This is a genomic window from Pseudomonas alcaligenes (assembly GCF_041729615.1).
In the GTDB taxonomy this organism is placed as follows: Bacteria; Pseudomonadota; Gammaproteobacteria; order Pseudomonadales; family Pseudomonadaceae; genus Aquipseudomonas; species Aquipseudomonas alcaligenes_B.
On sequence record NZ_CP154874.1, the window covers coordinates 449,148 to 464,623 of the forward strand.

15 protein-coding genes are annotated in these 15,476 nt (G+C 69.7%); 6 read left to right on the plus strand and 9 right to left on the minus strand.

Annotated features, from left to right (window positions below; genetic code table 11):
* Window positions 1-61: 61 nt before the first annotated feature.
* Window positions 62-919: a threonine/homoserine exporter RhtA gene (gene rhtA, locus AAG092_RS02140; RefSeq protein WP_373388348.1), complete on the plus strand. Its 858-nt coding sequence runs from the start codon at window positions 62-64 to the stop codon at window positions 917-919.
* On the opposite strand, the gene AAG092_RS02145 is transcribed toward rhtA, so the two are convergent.
* Genes AAG092_RS02145 through AAG092_RS02165 form a run of 5 tightly spaced genes read right to left on the minus strand, consistent with a single transcriptional unit; the run spans window position 920 to window position 6,000 of the window.
* The gene (locus tag AAG092_RS02145; RefSeq protein ID WP_373388349.1) at window positions 920-2,026 is read right to left on the minus strand and encodes a saccharopine dehydrogenase family protein; all 1,107 of its coding nucleotides are present in this window, start codon (window positions 2,024-2,026) and stop codon (window positions 920-922) included.
* Between the two features lie 9 nt (window positions 2,027-2,035).
* The gene (locus AAG092_RS02150; protein ID WP_373388350.1) at window positions 2,036-3,814 is read right to left on the minus strand and encodes an ABC transporter transmembrane domain-containing protein; all 1,779 of its coding nucleotides are present in this window, start codon (window positions 3,812-3,814) and stop codon (window positions 2,036-2,038) included.
* Entirely contained in the window at window positions 3,811-4,251 is a 441-nt protein-coding gene (locus AAG092_RS02155) for a thiol-disulfide oxidoreductase DCC family protein (RefSeq protein ID WP_373388352.1), read from the minus strand. Before AAG092_RS02155 ends, AAG092_RS02150 begins: the two co-directional genes overlap by 4 nt.
* A 33-nt stretch (window positions 4,252-4,284) precedes the next feature.
* A complete protein-coding gene (locus tag AAG092_RS02160) occupies window positions 4,285-4,866 on the minus strand; it encodes a DUF1287 domain-containing protein (RefSeq protein WP_373388353.1) in 582 nt (193 codons plus the stop codon).
* A 21-nt stretch (window positions 4,867-4,887) separates the two neighbouring features.
* Window positions 4,888-6,000 (minus strand): ATP-NAD kinase family protein, encoded by a 1,113-nt coding sequence (locus tag AAG092_RS02165; protein ID WP_373388354.1) that lies wholly within the window; start codon window positions 5,998-6,000, stop codon window positions 4,888-4,890.
* A gap of 119 nt (window positions 6,001-6,119) precedes the next feature.
* On the opposite strand from AAG092_RS02165, the gene AAG092_RS02170 reads away from it, so the two are divergent.
* A complete protein-coding gene (locus tag AAG092_RS02170; protein WP_373388355.1) occupies window positions 6,120-6,293 on the plus strand; it encodes a PA1571 family protein in 174 nt (57 codons plus the stop codon).
* Here AAG092_RS02170 and pdxB read toward each other — a convergent pair.
* Window positions 6,290-7,420: a 4-phosphoerythronate dehydrogenase PdxB gene (pdxB, locus tag AAG092_RS02175; protein ID WP_373388356.1), complete on the minus strand. Its 1,131-nt coding sequence runs from the start codon at window positions 7,418-7,420 to the stop codon at window positions 6,290-6,292. The two genes, AAG092_RS02170 and pdxB, sit on opposite strands and share 4 nt — an antisense overlap.
* A 124-nt stretch (window positions 7,421-7,544) precedes the next feature.
* Between pdxB and AAG092_RS02180 the strand changes: the two genes are divergently transcribed.
* Window positions 7,545-8,912, plus strand: coding sequence for an MATE family efflux transporter (locus AAG092_RS02180; protein WP_110683232.1), 1,368 nt, complete (start codon window positions 7,545-7,547; stop codon window positions 8,910-8,912).
* A 9-nt stretch (window positions 8,913-8,921) separates the two neighbouring features.
* Here AAG092_RS02180 and AAG092_RS02185 read toward each other — a convergent pair whose 3' ends face one another.
* Together AAG092_RS02185 and tusA are read right to left on the minus strand one after the other, a co-directional pair.
* Window positions 8,922-9,374: a gamma-glutamylcyclotransferase family protein gene (locus AAG092_RS02185; RefSeq protein ID WP_373388357.1), complete on the minus strand. Its 453-nt coding sequence runs from the start codon at window positions 9,372-9,374 to the stop codon at window positions 8,922-8,924.
* Complete coding sequence (tusA, locus tag AAG092_RS02190) at window positions 9,374-9,613, minus strand: sulfurtransferase TusA (protein ID WP_110683234.1); 240 nt, start codon at window positions 9,611-9,613, stop codon at window positions 9,374-9,376. Before tusA ends, AAG092_RS02185 begins: the two co-directional genes overlap by 1 nt.
* A 68-nt stretch (window positions 9,614-9,681) precedes the next feature.
* On the opposite strand from tusA, the gene AAG092_RS02195 reads away from it, so the two are divergent.
* Window positions 9,682-9,873 carry a hypothetical protein gene (locus AAG092_RS02195; protein ID WP_373388359.1) on the plus strand — a complete coding sequence of 64 codons (192 nt, stop codon included), beginning with the start codon at window positions 9,682-9,684 and terminating at the stop codon, window positions 9,871-9,873.
* Between the two features lie 4 nt (window positions 9,874-9,877).
* Here AAG092_RS02195 and rlmM read toward each other — a convergent pair whose 3' ends face one another.
* Entirely contained in the window at window positions 9,878-10,927 is a 1,050-nt protein-coding gene (gene rlmM, locus AAG092_RS02200) for a 23S rRNA (cytidine(2498)-2'-O)-methyltransferase RlmM (RefSeq protein WP_373388360.1), read from the minus strand.
* A gap of 120 nt (window positions 10,928-11,047) precedes the next feature.
* Between rlmM and acnA the strand changes: the two genes are divergently transcribed.
* Together acnA and AAG092_RS02210 are read left to right on the plus strand one after the other, a co-directional pair.
* The gene (gene acnA, locus AAG092_RS02205) at window positions 11,048-13,723 is read left to right on the plus strand and encodes an aconitate hydratase AcnA (protein ID WP_373388361.1); all 2,676 of its coding nucleotides are present in this window, start codon (window positions 11,048-11,050) and stop codon (window positions 13,721-13,723) included.
* A 161-nt stretch (window positions 13,724-13,884) separates the two neighbouring features.
* Entirely contained in the window at window positions 13,885-15,450 is a 1,566-nt protein-coding gene (locus tag AAG092_RS02210) for a PAS domain-containing methyl-accepting chemotaxis protein (RefSeq protein WP_110683238.1), read from the plus strand.
* Window positions 15,451-15,476: the final 26 nt, after the last annotated feature.

Consider the following 15,476-nt stretch of genomic DNA (forward strand, 5'->3'; position numbering starts at 1 on the left):
GAGTTGCAGAAACCGGCCCCAGTGGCCGGTTTTTTTATTGCCGCATCATTCGGAACGCGCCATGCCCCGCCCCTCCCTGCTCCTGCCCATCGCCCTGCTGGTGGTCGCCATGACCTCGATCCAGAGCGGCGCTTCCCTGGCCAAGAGCCTGTTCCCGCTAATCGGCCCCGAGGGCACCACTGCGCTGCGCCTGAGCCTGGCCGCGCTGATCCTGTGCGTCGTCATGCAACCCTGGCGCACGCGGCCGAATCTCGCTGCGTGGCGCTCGCTGCTTGGCTACGGCCTGTCGCTGGGGGCGATGAACCTGCTGTTCTACATGTCGCTGAAGACCATCCCGCTGGGCATCGCCGTGGCCCTGGAATTCACCGGCCCGCTGGCCCTGGCGCTGTTCGGCTCGCGGCGGCTGCTGGACTTCCTGTGGATCGCCCTGGCCGCGCTCGGCCTCTGGCTGCTGCTGCCGAATACCGCCGCCGACGACCACCTCGACCCGCTGGGCATGGGCCTGGCCCTGGGGGCCGGGGTGTGCTGGGCGCTGTACATCCTCTTCGGGCAGAAAGCCGGCGCCGCCCATGGCCGGCAGACCGTGGCCTTCGGCACCCTGGTAGCAGCCATGCTGGTGTTCCCGGTGGGGCTGTGGTCGGTCGGCGACGGCCTGTTCTCCCTCGACCTGCTGCCGGTGGCCCTGGCCGTGGCGGTGATGTCCTCGGCGCTGCCCTACAGCCTGGAGATGGTCGCCCTGACCCGCATGCCGGCACGCACCTTCAGCGTGCTGATGAGCCTGGAGCCAGCCATCGCCGCCCTCTCCGGGCTGATCTTCCTCAGCGAGCGGCTGAGCCCGACCCAGTGGCTGGCCATCGGCGCCATCATCCTCGCTTCCTCCGGCGCGGCAGCGACCATCCGCCCGCGCAAGCACGCCTGATCAGAGCTGGCGCAACGCGCTGGTGATCGCCAGCCCCTGCAGCTCCGCCAGGTACTCGCCCAGCGTCAGCAGCCCCAGGCAGGGCATGGCGCCGCGCGCCTGCAGGGTGCCGGCGGCCAGCTTGCGCGCCAGGGCCACGGCGGCCATGCAGGGAATATTGGGGCCGTCGTTGTGCTCGGCCAGCAGTTCCCAGCACAGGCGTAGCGGCTGCCCCTGCGGGTCCAAGCCTTGCAGACGCACGAACATACCGCTGCGGCCGTCGCCGAAAGGCTCCACCGACACGGCGCGGCGGTGCAGGAACCGGGTCAGCGGCACCGCGCTGCGCAGCAGGCTGCCACGCACCAGCCAGGACAGCGCCCAGGTGCCGAACTGGGTGATGCGCAGGCCGACACCGGCGGAGAAACGCACGCTGCGCACGCCGGCATAGCGCGCCGCAAACAGTTCGAGATCGGGGATATCGCAGTTGGCCACCCAGCGCGGGCCGAGCGGCGCCGGGAAGTCGTGGCGGGCCAGGTCCTGCCAGCCATACACGGTTTGCCACCGGCCATCGCGCCATTGCCGGAACGGCTTGCCGCAATAGTCCAGCACCGCCGCCAGGGTCGAGGCGCCCGGGGTCTTCTCCGAAGAGCTGATGCCATGCCAGATGCTGTCCAGCCGCGAGAAGCGCGGCAGCAGCTCATCGATCACCGCCCCGGCCAGCGCCGGCACCGAGCTGGCGCCGCCGCAGGCCAGCACCCCGGCGGCCCGCGCTGCTTCATCCAGCTCGCCGATGCCACAGACGAAGGCCCGCGCATCGGCCAGGTCGGCATAGTGCATGCCGGCCTCGATGGCGGCGCGGGCGACCCGATAGTCCTGCCCCTGGAACGGCCCAGCGGTGGAGATCACCATCTGCGCCCCAGTGGCACGCAGGCGCTCGACCAGGTCTGCAGCGTTCATGTCCAGCGGCAGCGCCTGGCTGCCGCTCTGTGCGGCCAGCGCCTCGGCCTTGGCGCGGTCGCGTCCGGCCACCCAGACGCGCATGCCGGCAATGCCGCTGAGCCTGCGCACGATGACCTGGCCGAAGTTGCCATAACCGCCCAGCACCACCACCCCGAAATCCTTTTCCACGCCCACTCCTCAGTCGCGCTCGCGGCGCTCGGTATTGAATTGCAGCTCGGCCAGCCGGGCATACAGCGGGTTGCTCAGCACCAGCTCGCCATGCGTGCCGATGGCCTGCAGGCGGCCGCGGTCGATCACCGCGATGCGGTCGGCATTCTTCACCGTGGCCAGGCGGTGGGCGATCACCAAGGTGGTACGCCCGCGCATCAGCTCCGGCAGGGCCTGCTGGATCAGGTGCTCGCTCTCGGCGTCCAGCGCGCTGGTGGCCTCGTCGAGCAGCAGGATCGGCGCGTCGCTAAGCAACGCGCGGGCGATCGCCAGGCGCTGGCGTTGGCCGCCGGAAAGCCCCAACCCGGCCTCGCCCAGGTGGGTCTGGTAGCCCTGCGGCAGACGCTCGATGAACTCGTGGGCGTGCGCCGCGCGCGCGGCCGCCTCGACCTCGGCATTCGTGGCCTCGGGTCGGCCATAGCGCAGGTTGTCCGCCACGCTGCCGAAGAACAGCGCCGGGTTCTGCGACACCAGGGCGAAACAGCGGCGCAGGTCGAGCGGGTCGAGACGCTGGATCGGCAGGCCCTCGACCAGGATCTCGCCCTCTTGCGGGTCGAAGAAGCGCAGCAGCAGATCGAACAGGGTCGACTTGCCGGCGCCGGAGGGGCCGACCAGCGCCAGGGTCTCGCCAGCGCGCACGGCCAGGTCGATGCCATCGATGGCCGGATGCTCCGGCCGGCTCGGGTAGCTGAAGCGCACACCGCGCAGCTCCAGCGCACCGCTCACCCGTTCGGGCAGCTGCAGCCGCTCGCCCTGCGCAGGTGCGGTGATCAGATTGCGCGTGCGCAGCAGCTCGGCGATGCGCTCGGCGGCGCCGGCGGCGCTCTGCAGCTCGCCGATCACCTCGCTGATGGCGCCGAAGGCCATGCCGACGATCAGGCTGTAGAACACGAAGGCGGCCAGGTCGCCGCCACTGATGCGCCCGGCGATCACGTCCATGCCACCGACCCAGAGCATGGCGCCCACCGCGCCGAGCACTAGGACTATGACCACGGTGATCAGCCAGGCGCGCTGGCGGATGCGTTTGCCCGCGGTGGCGAAGGCCGCCTCCACGGTGCCGGCGAAGCGCTGGCGGTCCTGGCTCTGGTGGTTGTAGGCCTGCACCGTCTTGATCTGGCCGAGGGTCTCGCCGATGTAGCTGCCGACATCGGCGACGCGGTCCTGGGTCTGCCTGGACAGCGCGCGTACGCGGCGGCCGAAGATCAGAATCGGTGCCACCACCAGCGGCAACGAGCAGACCACGATGGCGCTGAGCTTGGCATTGGTGACGAACAGCAGAATCACCCCGCCGATCAGCATGATGCCGTTGCGCAGGGCCATGGACAGCGAGGAGCCGATCACCGTCTGCAGCAGCGTGGTGTCGGCAGTCAGGCGCGACTGGATCTCCGAGGCGCGGTTGCTCTCGTAGAAGCCGGGGTGCAGCTCGATCAGGTGGTCGAACACGCGTCGGCGGATATCGGCCACCACCCGTTCGCCAAGCCAGCTGACCAGGTAGAAGCGGCTGAAGGTGCCGACCGCCAGCGCCAGCACCAGGACGAAGAACAGGCCGATGGAGTGTTTCAGCGCGGCCTGCGACTGGGTGGCCAGGCCCTGGTCCACCAGCAGGCGGATGCCCTGACCCATGGACAGGGTGATGGCGGCGGTGAACATCAGTGCCAGCAAGGCGCCGATCACCCGCCCGCGATAGGGCACGACGAAGCGCCAGGCCAGGCGCAGCGCCTCACGCCGGCTCGCGGACAGCAGGCTCATGAGCGCGGCTCGGCGCTGTCGAGGAAGCGCTCCTGGTGATCCGGGTCCGGCATCAGGCAGCTTTTATAGCGGCCGAACAGGCGGTAGCGGTTCAGCGCGATGCGGTCGTAGCACCAGTCGCGCAAGGCGCGCGGCAGGATGCGCGGCCAGGCCAGCCAGCGCCAGGCGCCGGGCAGCTGGGCAACGATGCGCAGCACCGCGTCGGAGCGCACGAACAGCGCCTCGCCCTCGACATAGGCCATGGTCTCGAACGCATCGGTGGGCAGGCCGAACCAGGCCAGGATCGCCTGGCCCTCGGCGGACTGCACCGAGCACAGGCGAAAGCGCCGCTCGCGGTCGTGGCGGATCAGGAACTTCGCCCAGCCGTTGCACAGCCGACACACGCCGTCGAACAGCACCACGCGCTCGCCGGCCTGGATATGGGGTGGTAGAGCCATCGCGACCTCCGGAAATCCTGCCGCGATGCTAACTCATCGCACGAAGCGATAGTGACCGGTGATGGCGAAGCCGAACAGGATGTCCTCCTCCTGCGTGCCACGCCCGATGTTATGCAGCACAAGCGGTACGCCCGCCGGGCTGGTGCGATCGGAGACGATGCCGATATGCGTGAGGCCGCGCCCCAGGTCCCAGGTGACGATATCGCCGGCCTGGTAGTCCGCCGGCTTGTCGCTGACCTTCAGGGCCATGCCCTGGCGCTGGAACCAGGTCATCAGATTGGGCACGCGGCGGTGGTCGATATTGCGGTCCGGGCGCTGCAGGCCCCAGTTGCGCGGGTAGGCGGAGAAGTGCGCGCGCATGTCCTCATGCACGCTCTTCTGCAGGTCCAGCCCCTGCTGGCGCAGGGCGCGGATCAGCACGTCGGTGCACACGCCGGTGGCCAGCGGCACGTCGCCGCCGGGATAGTCGAGCCGACGGTAGACCGGGTCGTAGCCCAGGGTCACGCCGACCTGGCTGCGCGCGGCCTGCACCAGCTGCTGCGGGTCGATGGCCGCCCCGGCGGACAGGCTGAGCAACAGCCCCAGCAACAGCGTGACAATGGACAGCGACTTCATCACCGGGCCTCCGCTGCGCGTTCAGCGAATCGGGTACAGCAGCTCTTCCTTGTAACCAGCCCACACCCGCACGGCATCGGGAAAAGCCTCGTCCAGCGCCGGATCGCCGCTGTCCACCAGCAGTGGGCGGCCTTCGAGGGTGCCGAGCTTGCGCTTGGTAGCGATCACCCGCAGGTGTTCCAGGCCGATGGCGCGCAACACGCGCGGGCTGATCTGCTGGTTGCCGCGACCGATGATATGGCCTTGGCCGCCGATGGCGGTGACCAGCAGGCGCGCAGGCTGGCCATCGACCAGCGCGAACAGCTGCGCCTCGGTCACGTCGCGGGCGATCACCTGGCCGTTCTCGATCACATCCACGCCGAGCAGGGTGGTCTCCAGCCCCAGGTTCTGCGCCAGGCCATGCAGGGTCGAGCCGGGACCGAAGACGTAGCGCACGCCCTGCTCCCAGCTCTCGGCCAGCCAGTCGGCCAGGTCCACCAACACCAGCTCCTCGGACTCCATGCCGCCCTGCTTGACGTGCTGCATGAACTCGCCTTCCACCGGTACGCACATCTCGCCGTAATGTCGCGAGCCGACCCTGCCGTCGCGCAGGGCCGCTTCATCTATATCGCGCACCTCGCCGCTGGAAAGCCGCACCAGGCCGCCCTCGATCAGGCGCAGGGCCATCTGCCCGGCGGCGCGTGGGCTGATGGCATAGACCGCGGAATGGATCTTCACCCCGGCCGGGATGCCCAGCACCGGCTGCTCCTCGCGCACCGCGCTGCACACGTCGCGCGCGGTGCCGTCGCCACCGGCGAACAGGATCAGCGCGCAGCCGGCGTCCTGCAGCTCACGCACCGCCGCCCGGGTGTCCGCCGCCGTGGTCGGGCCCTCGCCTAGGCTGCCGAGCACCCGGTGGGCATAGCCCAGCTCGGCCAGCAGGTCGGCGCCCATGGGCCCGGGAAAGGTGAGGAACTGCAGGCGCTCGGCGACCGGCCGCAGGCACTCCAGGGCGATGCGCGTGCGCTCCGCCGCGCGCGGTTCGGCGCCCCGCGCCAGGGCTTCGGCGGCGACGCCGTCGCTGCCCTTGAGCGCCGCCGGGCCGCCGAGGCCGGCCAGCGGGTTGATGATCAGGCCCAGATGGAAAACGCTCATAACCACTCCAAAGCGGCGCGGCAACGGCCACGCCCGTCAATCCAAGTCGCGCGGTTCTGTCACCGCGCCTTCATCTGCCCACCCTAGACTGCGGCCCATCGTCAGATCAGGAGACGGCCATGCAGCCCACCCAACAGCCCAGCCAGGCCCAAGTCGTGCCCTTCAACCCGCAGCAGCCGGTCGGCGGCGCCATCATCGATGCCGAGGGCCGGGAAATCCCCATCACCGAGCAGATGATCCTGCAGGCCTGTCGCGAACTGGAACAGAGCCTGCAGCAGCGCCAGGCCGGCTAGAGCACCCGGCAGCCCAGGGCCCCCACCAACGCCGCCAGATGCGGCGCATCACCGTCCAGGCGCACCTGCAGACCGTCGATCTCGCGGCGATGGGGATAATGCTTGCGCAGCTGGTCGAAAGCCGCCTTGCGCTGCGCCGCGTCGCCGACCAGGCTGCGGCGGAAATCCGCGTCGTCGCGGCGCGGGTCGTATACCCCGCGGCACAGGGTGGCCAGCGCCCAGTCGATGGCCGCGTCCTCGTGCAATGACAGCTCGCCAAGCCAGGCCGGCGGCAGCAGCTCATCCAGCTGCACCTGCTCGGCCAGGCCCATGGCCCGGCAGTAGGCCTGGTAGATCTGCGCCGTGCCGCGCAGCTTGCCATCCAGGCTGTAGCCGGCGATGTGCGGGGTGGCGATCTGGCACAGCGCGGCCAGCTCCGGATCGACCTGCGGCTCGCCTTCCCACACATCGAGCGCCACCTGCAGGTCGGCACCGCCGCGCAGATGGGCCTTGAGCGCCGCATTGTCGAGCACCGCACCGCGGCTGGCATTGATCAGCCAGGCGCCCGGCTTGAGTGCGCGCAGCTGCTCGGCGCCAATCAGGTGGCGGGTGCCGGCGTCCAGCGGCGTGTGCAGGCTGAGCACATCGCAGTCGCGCAGGATCTCCGCCAGCTCGACGAAATCACCGCCCTCGGTGGCCTGGCGCGGCGGGTCGCAGACCCGCACGTCCCAGCCCAGGCCGCGCAGCACCTCGACCAGGCGACCGCCGACCTGGCCGGCACCGACCACGCCGTAGGTCAGTTCCGGCAGCCGGCGCCCGGTACGTTCGCCCAGGGCCAGCAGGCAACCCAGTACGTAGTCGACCACGCCACGGGCGTTGCAGCCCGGCGCGCTGGACCAGGCGATGCCGGCCGCGGCGAAGTAGTCGAGGTCCAGGTGATCGGTGCCGATGGTGCAGGTGCCGACGAAACGCACCTTGCTGCCCTCCAGCAGCGCGCGGTCGACACGGGTCACCGAGCGCACCAGCAGCACTTCGGCGTCGCCCAGGGCGGCGCGGTCGATGGCGCGGCCGGGATGGCGGCGAATCTCGCCGAAGGCGGCGAAGAACTCGTCGAGCAGGGGAATGTTCTCGTCGGCGACTATCAGCATGGGGCACTCCACAGTAGAGCCGCCATTCTAGGCGTACGGCGCCGGCGGAGGTAGGCCGCGCTTTTCTGACCACCCGGACAGGGCTAGACTAGCGCGCCTTGTCGTATCTCCCGCTGGACCCACCATGCCCGCCCTCTCCCGCCCGGCCCGTACCCTGGCCGAAATCCGCGCCCTGCTGGCGCTGGCCACGCCGATCATCATCGCGCAGCTGGCCTACACCTCGATGGGCTTCGTCGACACCGTGATGGCCGGCCGCGTCAGCGCGCGCGACCTGGCCGGCGTGGCGCTGGGCAACTCGCTGTGGGTGCCGGTGTTCCTGCTGATGAACGGCACCCTGCTGGCCACCACGGCCAAGGTCGCCCAGCGCTTCGGCGCCGGCAAGGAGGCCGAGAACGGCCCGCTGGTGCGCCAGGCCCTGTGGCTGGCGCTGGCCATCGGCACGCTGTGCGCGGTGCTGCTGTGGAACGCCGAGCCGGTGCTGCGCCTGATGGGCGTGGATGCCGAACTCAGCGCCCTGGCCATGGGCTACCTGCGCGGCGTCGCCTGCGGCTTCCCGGCCACCGCGCTGTACCAGGTGCTGCGCTGCTTCAGCGACGGCCTGGGCCGCACCCGGCCGAGCATGGTGCTGGGCATCTGCGGCCTGCTGCTGAACATCCCGCTGAACTACGTGCTGATCTACGGCAAGCTGGGCCTGCCGGCGCTGGGCGGCGTCGGCTGCGGCTGGGCCACCGGCATCGTCATGTGGTGCAGCCTGCTGGGCATGCTCTGGTGGGTGCACTGGGCCCCGGCCTACCGCGCCAGCGGCCTGTTCCTGCGCTTCGACTGGCCCCAGTGGCCGGTGATCCGCCGCCTGCTCTCGGTCGGCCTGCCGATCGGCGTGTCGATCTTCGCCGAGTCGAGCATCTTCTCGGTGATCGCCCTGCTCATCGGCGGCCTCGGCGCCACCGTGGTGGCCGGGCACCAGATCGCCCTGAACTTCAGCTCGATGATCTTCATGATCCCCTATTCGCTGGCCATGGCCGCCACCGTGCGTGTGGGGCAGTCGCTGGGGCGCGGCACACCGCGCGATGCACGCTTCGCCGCCGGCGTGGCGATGGCCACCGCGCTGACCTATGCCTGCCTGTCGGCGAGCCTGGTGATGCTGCTGCGCGAGCCGATCGCGCGGATCTACAGCCCGGACCCGGAGGTGATCGCCATGGCCGCCACCCTGCTGGTGTATTCCGCGCTGTTCCAGTTCTCCGACGCCGTGCAGGTCACCGCCGCCGGCGCCCTGCGCGGCTATCAGGACACCCGCGCGACCATGCTGATCACCCTGCTCGCCTACTGGGGCATCGGCCTGCCGGTGGGCTATGCACTGGGCCTGTCCGACTGGCTGGGCCAGCCCTCCGGCCCCAGCGGCCTGTGGCAGGGCCTGGTGGCGGGCCTGACCTGCGCGGCCGTGCTGCTCGGCATCCGCCTGGCGCGCAGCGCGCGGCGGCATATCCGCGCGTAAGGTCCCGGTTCAATCGTCGAGTGCGGGGGTGGCGGCCAACGCCGCCCAGTAGGGCTCGGACAGGTAGGGCCGGCCGGCCAGCAGGTGCTCGAGATAGGCGCGGCTGGGCGCCAGGCCCTCGCTGCGCCAGACCGGGTTGGCAATGTACAGCCAGGCGCCGATCGGCCCGTGCTGCGTGTCAATCGGCATGCGCTCGCGGCTGTAGAAGATCGGCGTGCCCTCGTAGACATCCAGCTTGAGCAGTTCGTGCTCGTCGGCCAGGCGATAGAGCACGCCTTCCACCACCCCGCCGGTCTGATGGCGGATGTTGGCGTAGGCTCGCCCCGGATGGTCATGGGCACGCTTGTCGAAGCACAGCCGGTAGCCGCCCAGGCGCCCCGCCAGCGCCTGCTCGACCGCCAGGCCGCGCGCCTGCATGCGCGCCGGGTTCATGTTGGAGCCGTAGGCGAAGTAGTAGGCCATCAGTCGGCCTTCTTGCGAATCCAGTACAGGTAGGTGCCGCCATCCTCGCCCTGCTCCAGCAGCTCGTGGCCGAGGAACATGCAGAACTTGGGAATGTCGCGCTTGGTCGAGGGGTCGGTGGCGAGCACCTTGAGCAGGCCGCCGGCCGGCAGGTCGCGCACCTTGTTGTGCAGCATCATCACCGGCTCGGGGCAGTTGAGGCCGCAGGCGTCGAGAATGGCGTCGGGTTGCAGGGACATGGGCTACTCCGGAAAACTGGCGGCTATTGTGGCGCAAAGGCCACGATGCGCCCAGCGCGGGAGGGCGAATGGTGGACGAGCAACGTGACTGGTGCGTGATGCGCCTGGACGACAACGGCAACCAGTTCGTCGTGCGCGCGGAGCTGGACCGGCGGCAGGCCGAACGCCTGGCCGCGGAGTACCAGGCCCGCGGCCACAAGCAGAGCTACTGGGCCTGCCGCCTCGTCCCCGGAGCGAACGATCCCGGGCCTACACCCTAGGCTGTTACAGCCGGCGCACGTGGCAGGTGACTTCCTCGCGGTCGTGATACAGCTGCTTGCAGCCGATGGCCACTTTCAGCCCGCGTGCCTTGAGGCCGCTGTCGATGCGCTCGAGCAGGCGCTGCACTTCGGCGTAGCGCTGTTTCATCGGCAGCTTGAGGTTGACCACCGCCTCGCGGCACAGGCCCTCGCCCAGCCAGGTCTCGATCAGCGCCGCGGTGCGCGCCGGCTTCTCGACGATGTCGCAGACCATCCAGTCCACCGGCCGCCGCGGCCGGAAGGTGAAGCCGTCGGCCCGCTGGTGCTCGACCAGGCCGGAATACATCAGGCTCTCGGCCATGGGACCGTTGTCCACGGCGATGACCTTGAGCGAGCGGTTGACCAGTTGCCAGGTCCAGCCGCCGGGCGCGGCGCCCAGGTCGACGGCGGTCATGCCGGCGGCCAGGCGGGCATCCCACTCGGCGCGCGGGATGAAGTGGTGCCAGGCCTCCTCCAGCTTGAGGGTGGAGCGGCTCGGCGCCTCGCGCGGGAACTTCAGGCGCGGGATGCCCATCGGCCACATCGCGCAGTTGTTCGCCGGGGCGATGCCGACGAACACCTCGCGGCCGCTGCGAAAGGTCAGCAGCAGGCGCGGCTTGCCGGCGTCCTCGACCAGCCGCCCGGCCTTGCCCAGCGCCTTGCGTAGCGGGGCCTCGAACTTCCTGCAGAAGTTCGACAGCTCCTTGCCCTCGTTGCTGTCGAACACCTCCAGCCACAGGCTGCCGCACTGCGGGTAGGCAGCCAGCACCTCCAGCAGCACGCTGATGCGGTCGCTCTCCGGCAGCTCGATGAAAGCGCCGCGCGCCCATTGCCGGGGAAAGATCAGCCGGTTGAAGCGCAGGCCGCGCTGCAGGCGCTCGCTCCCCTCGGCCTCGGCGCAGATGAACTCGGCATGGGCGCTGCCCGGTTTGGCCTTGGCATAGCCGGCCACGTCCAGGCGCGCGGCCTGGTCGCTGATCTCGGCGCAGACTTCGCCTTCGAAGCCGGGGCGACAGTGCAGTAACAGGGTATTCATCGGACGGTCTCCTTCGGCCGCGCATGATAGCCGAGTCCTGTGGCGGCGGCGCCCCGACGCAGTGGCGTGAGCCCCGTGCAGGGTCTAGTTTCAGAGTTCCTACCTCGCGGGAGACCCGCCATGCCTTCCCTGGACAGCCTCAATTGCCGTCGCAGCCTGCAGGTCGGTGGCCAGACCTATCACTATTACAGCCTGGACGAAGCGGCCAGCAGCCTGGGCGACATCACCCGCCTACCGCTGTCGCTCAAGGTGCTGCTGGAGAACCTGCTGCGCTTCGAGGACAACGTCAGCGTCAGCGCCTACGACATCAAGGCCATGATCGACTGGCTCAAGCAGCACCGCAGCGACCACGAGATCCAGTTCCGCCCGGCGCGCGTGCTGATGCAGGACTTCACCGGCGTGCCGGCGGTGGTCGACCTGGCCGCCATGCGTGCGGCCATGGCTGCGGCCGGCGGCGACCCGCAACGGATCAACCCGCTGTCGCCGGTGGACCTGGTGATCGACCACTCGGTGATGGTCGACCGCTATGCCTCGCCCAGCGCCTTCGACGAGAACGTCGCCCTGGAGATGCAGCGCAACCGCGAACGCTATGCCTTCCTGCGCTGGGGGCAGAACGCCTTCGCCAACTTCCGCGTGGTGCCGCCGGGCACCGGCATCTGCCACCAGGTCAACCTGGAATACCTGGCGCGCACCGTCTGGACCAAGGACGAGGACGGCGCCACCTGGGCCTTCCCCGACACCCTGGTGGGCACCGACTCGCACACCACCATGATCAACGGCCTCGGCGTGCTCGGCTGGGGCGTCGGCGGCATCGAGGCGGAGGCGGCCATGCTCGGCCAGCCGGTATCGATGCTGATTCCCGAGGTGATCGGCTTCAGGCTCAGCGGCAAGCTGCGCGAGGGCATCACCGCCACCGACCTGGTGCTGACGGTGACCCAGATGCTGCGCAGCAAGGGCGTGGTGGGCAAGTTCGTCGAGTTCTACGGCGACGGCCTGGCCGACCTGCCGCTGGCCGACCGCGCCACCATCGCCAACATGGCGCCGGAGTACGGTGCCACCTGCGGCTTCTTCCCGGTGGACGACATCACCCTGGGCTACCTGCGCCTGTCCGGGCGCGACGAGCAGACCGTGCAACTGGTGGAGGCCTACGCCAAGGCCCAGGGCCTGTGGCGCCGGCCCGGCCTCGACCCGCTGTTCAGCGACAGCCTGGAACTCGACCTCGGCACGGTGGAGGCCAGCCTGGCCGGGCCACGCCGCCCGCAGGACCGGGTGCCGCTGCCGCAGGTGAGCCAGGCCTTCGACGAGCTGCTGGCCCTGCAGGCCAGGCCGGCCGGCGACAGCAGCAGGGTCGAGCACAACGGCCAGCGCTATGAACTGCAGGACGGCGCCGTGGTGATCGCCGCCATCACCTCCTGCACCAACACCTCCAACCCCAGCGTGATGATGGCCGCCGGCCTGCTGGCGAAGAAGGCCGTGGAAAAGGGCCTGAGCCGCAAGCCCTGGGTCAAGAGCTCGCTGGCTCCCGGCTCCAAGGTGGTCAGCGAATACCTGGCCGTCGCCGACCTGACCCGCCACCTGGACCAGCTGGGCTTCGAACTGGTCGGCTATGGCTGCACCACCTGCATCGGCAACTCCGGGCCGCTGCTGGAGCCGATCGAGCAGGCCATCCAGGCCGGCGACCTGACGGTATCTGCGGTGCTCTCGGGCAACCGCAACTTCGAGGGCCGCGTGCACCCCCTGGTCAAGGCCAACTGGCTGGCCTCGCCGCCGCTGGTGGTGGCCTACGCCCTGGCCGGCAGCGTTCGCCTCGACCTGACCCGCGAGCCGCTGGGCACCGGCAAGGATGGCGCGCCGGTATACCTCAGGGACATCTGGCCGAGCCAGGCGGAGATCGCCACGGCCATCGCCAAGGTCGACAGCGCCATGTTCCGCAAGGAATACGCGGCGGTGTTCGCCGGCGACGCCCAGTGGCAGGCCATCGCCGTGCCGCAGGCAGCCACCTACCAGTGGCAGGCCGACTCCACCTATATCCAGCACCCGCCGTTCTTCGAGGACATCGCCGGCGACCCGCCGCACATGGGCGACATCCACGGCGCGCGCATCCTTGCCCTGCTCGGCGACTCGGTGACCACCGACCACATCTCCCCCGCCGGCAACATCAAGCGCGACAGCCCGGCCGGGCGCTACCTGGCCGAGCACGGCGTGGCACCGGCCGACTTCAATTCCTATGGCTCGCGGCGCGGCAACCACGAAGTGATGATGCGCGGCACCTTCGCCAATATCCGCATCCGCAACGAGATGCTCGGCGGCGAGGAAGGCGGCAACACCCGGCACTGGCCGAGCGGCGACAAGCTGGCGATCTTCGATGCGGCCATGCGCTACCAGGCCGAGGGCGTGCCGCTGGTGATCTTCGCCGGCAAGGAGTACGGCACCGGCTCATCCCGCGACTGGGCGGCCAAGGGCACCAACCTGCTGGGGGTGAAGGCGGTGGTCGCCGAGAGCTTCGAGCGCATCCACCGCTCCAACCTGGTCGGCATGGGCGTGCTGCCGCTGCAGTTCCTGCCCGGCCAGGACCGCAAGACCCTGGCCCTCAGCGGTCGCGAGAAGGTCACCATCGGCGGCCTGGACGGCGTCGCCCTGCGCCCGCACATGACCCTGGCGCTGGACCTTCAGCGCGAGGACGGCAGCCACGAGGAGGTGGAAGTGCTGTGCCGCATCGACACGCAGAACGAGGTCGAATACTTCAAGGCCGGCGGCATCCTGCACCACGTGCTGCGCCAGCTGCTCAAGGCCTGAGAGGTGGCAGGCCGGCGTACCAGAGCGGTCCGCCGGCCCGCCTCGGGCACGAAAGAACTGTGACCGGGAGCAAATCTGGATAGACTGGCCAACATTTATCGCGGCTCAACTTTTCCCGCTTCGAGCCGATTAAGCAGCAAAGAAGAACGGACCTGCGTGCAATGAAAAACAACCAACCGGTCACCCAGCGCGAACGCACCTTCCCGGCCGAACAGCGGCTGATCTCCACCACCGACCTGAAAGGCCAGATCACCTACTGCAACGACGCCTTCGTCGACATCAGCGGCTTCACCCGCGACGAGCTGATGCGCGCGCCGCACAACATCGTGCGCCACCCAGACGTGCCGCCGGCCGTGTTCGCCCACCTGTGGGCAACCCTGAAGAAGGGCCGCCCGTGGATGGGCATCGTCAAGAACCGCTGCAAGAATGGCGACCACTACTGGGTCAACGCCTACGTCACGCCGATGCTGGATAAAGGCCAGGTGGTCGGCTACGAATCGGTGCGGGTCAAGCCGAGCGCCGAGCAGGTGCGCCGCGCCGAGCAGCTCTATGCGCGGATCAACGCCGGCAAGTCGGCGATTCCCAAGCGCGACGCCTGGCTGCCGGTGGCCCAGGCCTGGCTACCCTTCATCCTGGTCAGCCAGATCGGCTTCCTGATCGGCCACTGGATGGGCTCGACCTGGGGCTTCCTGCTCGCCGCCCTGCTCTCGGTGCCGCTAGGCCTGGCCGGCATCGCCTGGCAGACCCGCGGGGTCAAGCGCCTGCTGCGCCTGGCCGAGCAGACCACCTCGGACCCGCTGATCGCGCAGATGTACACCGACAGCCGCGGCGCCGAGGCGCGCCTGGAAATGGCCATGCTCAGCCAGGAAGCCCGCCTGAAGACCTGCCTGACCCGCCTGCAAGACACCGCCGAGCGCCTCACCCGCCAGGCCCGCGAGGCCGACCAACTGGCGCACAACAGCTCGGCCGGGCTGGAGCGCCAGCGCGTGGAAACCGAACAGGTGGCCACCGCGATCAACGAGATGGCTGCCACCACCCTGGAGGTGGCCAGCAACGTGGCGCGCGCCGCCATCGCCACCCAGGAAGCCAACCGCCTGACCGGCGAGGGACGCAATGTCGCCTCGGAAACCCGCGCGGCCATCCAGCGCCTGTCGCAATCGGTGGGCGAGACCGGCGAGACCGTGTCGCGCCTGGCCCAGGACAGCACCGAGATCGGCGGCGTGGTCGACGTGATCAAGGGCATCGCCGACCAGACCAACCTGCTCGCCCTCAACGCCGCCATCGAGGCGGCGCGCGCCGGCGAGATGGGCCGCGGCTTCGCCGTGGTGGCCGACGAGGTGCGCTCGCTGGCCCAGCGCACGGCCGAGTCCACCGAGCAGATCCACGGCCTGATCGCCAAGCTGCAGCGCACCGCCGAGGAGGCGGTGATGACCATGGAAATCGGCCGCAAGCAGGCCGACGAGGGCGTGGAGCGCGTGCAGAAGGCCGACGAGGCGCTGCAGGGCATCAGCGACGCAGTGGCCAACATCACCGACATGGCCAATCAGATCGCCGCCGCCGCCGAGGAGCAGAGCGCGGTAGCCGACGAGATCAACCAGAACATCACCACCATCGCCCAGCTGGCCGACCAGACGGCCGGCGAGGCGCAGAGCACCGCGCAGCTCAGCGAGGCGCTGACCACCACCGCCCAGGACCAGTACTCCCTGGTGGAGCGCTTCAACCGCTAAGCGGGCATCCTCAGAACAAGGCCGGC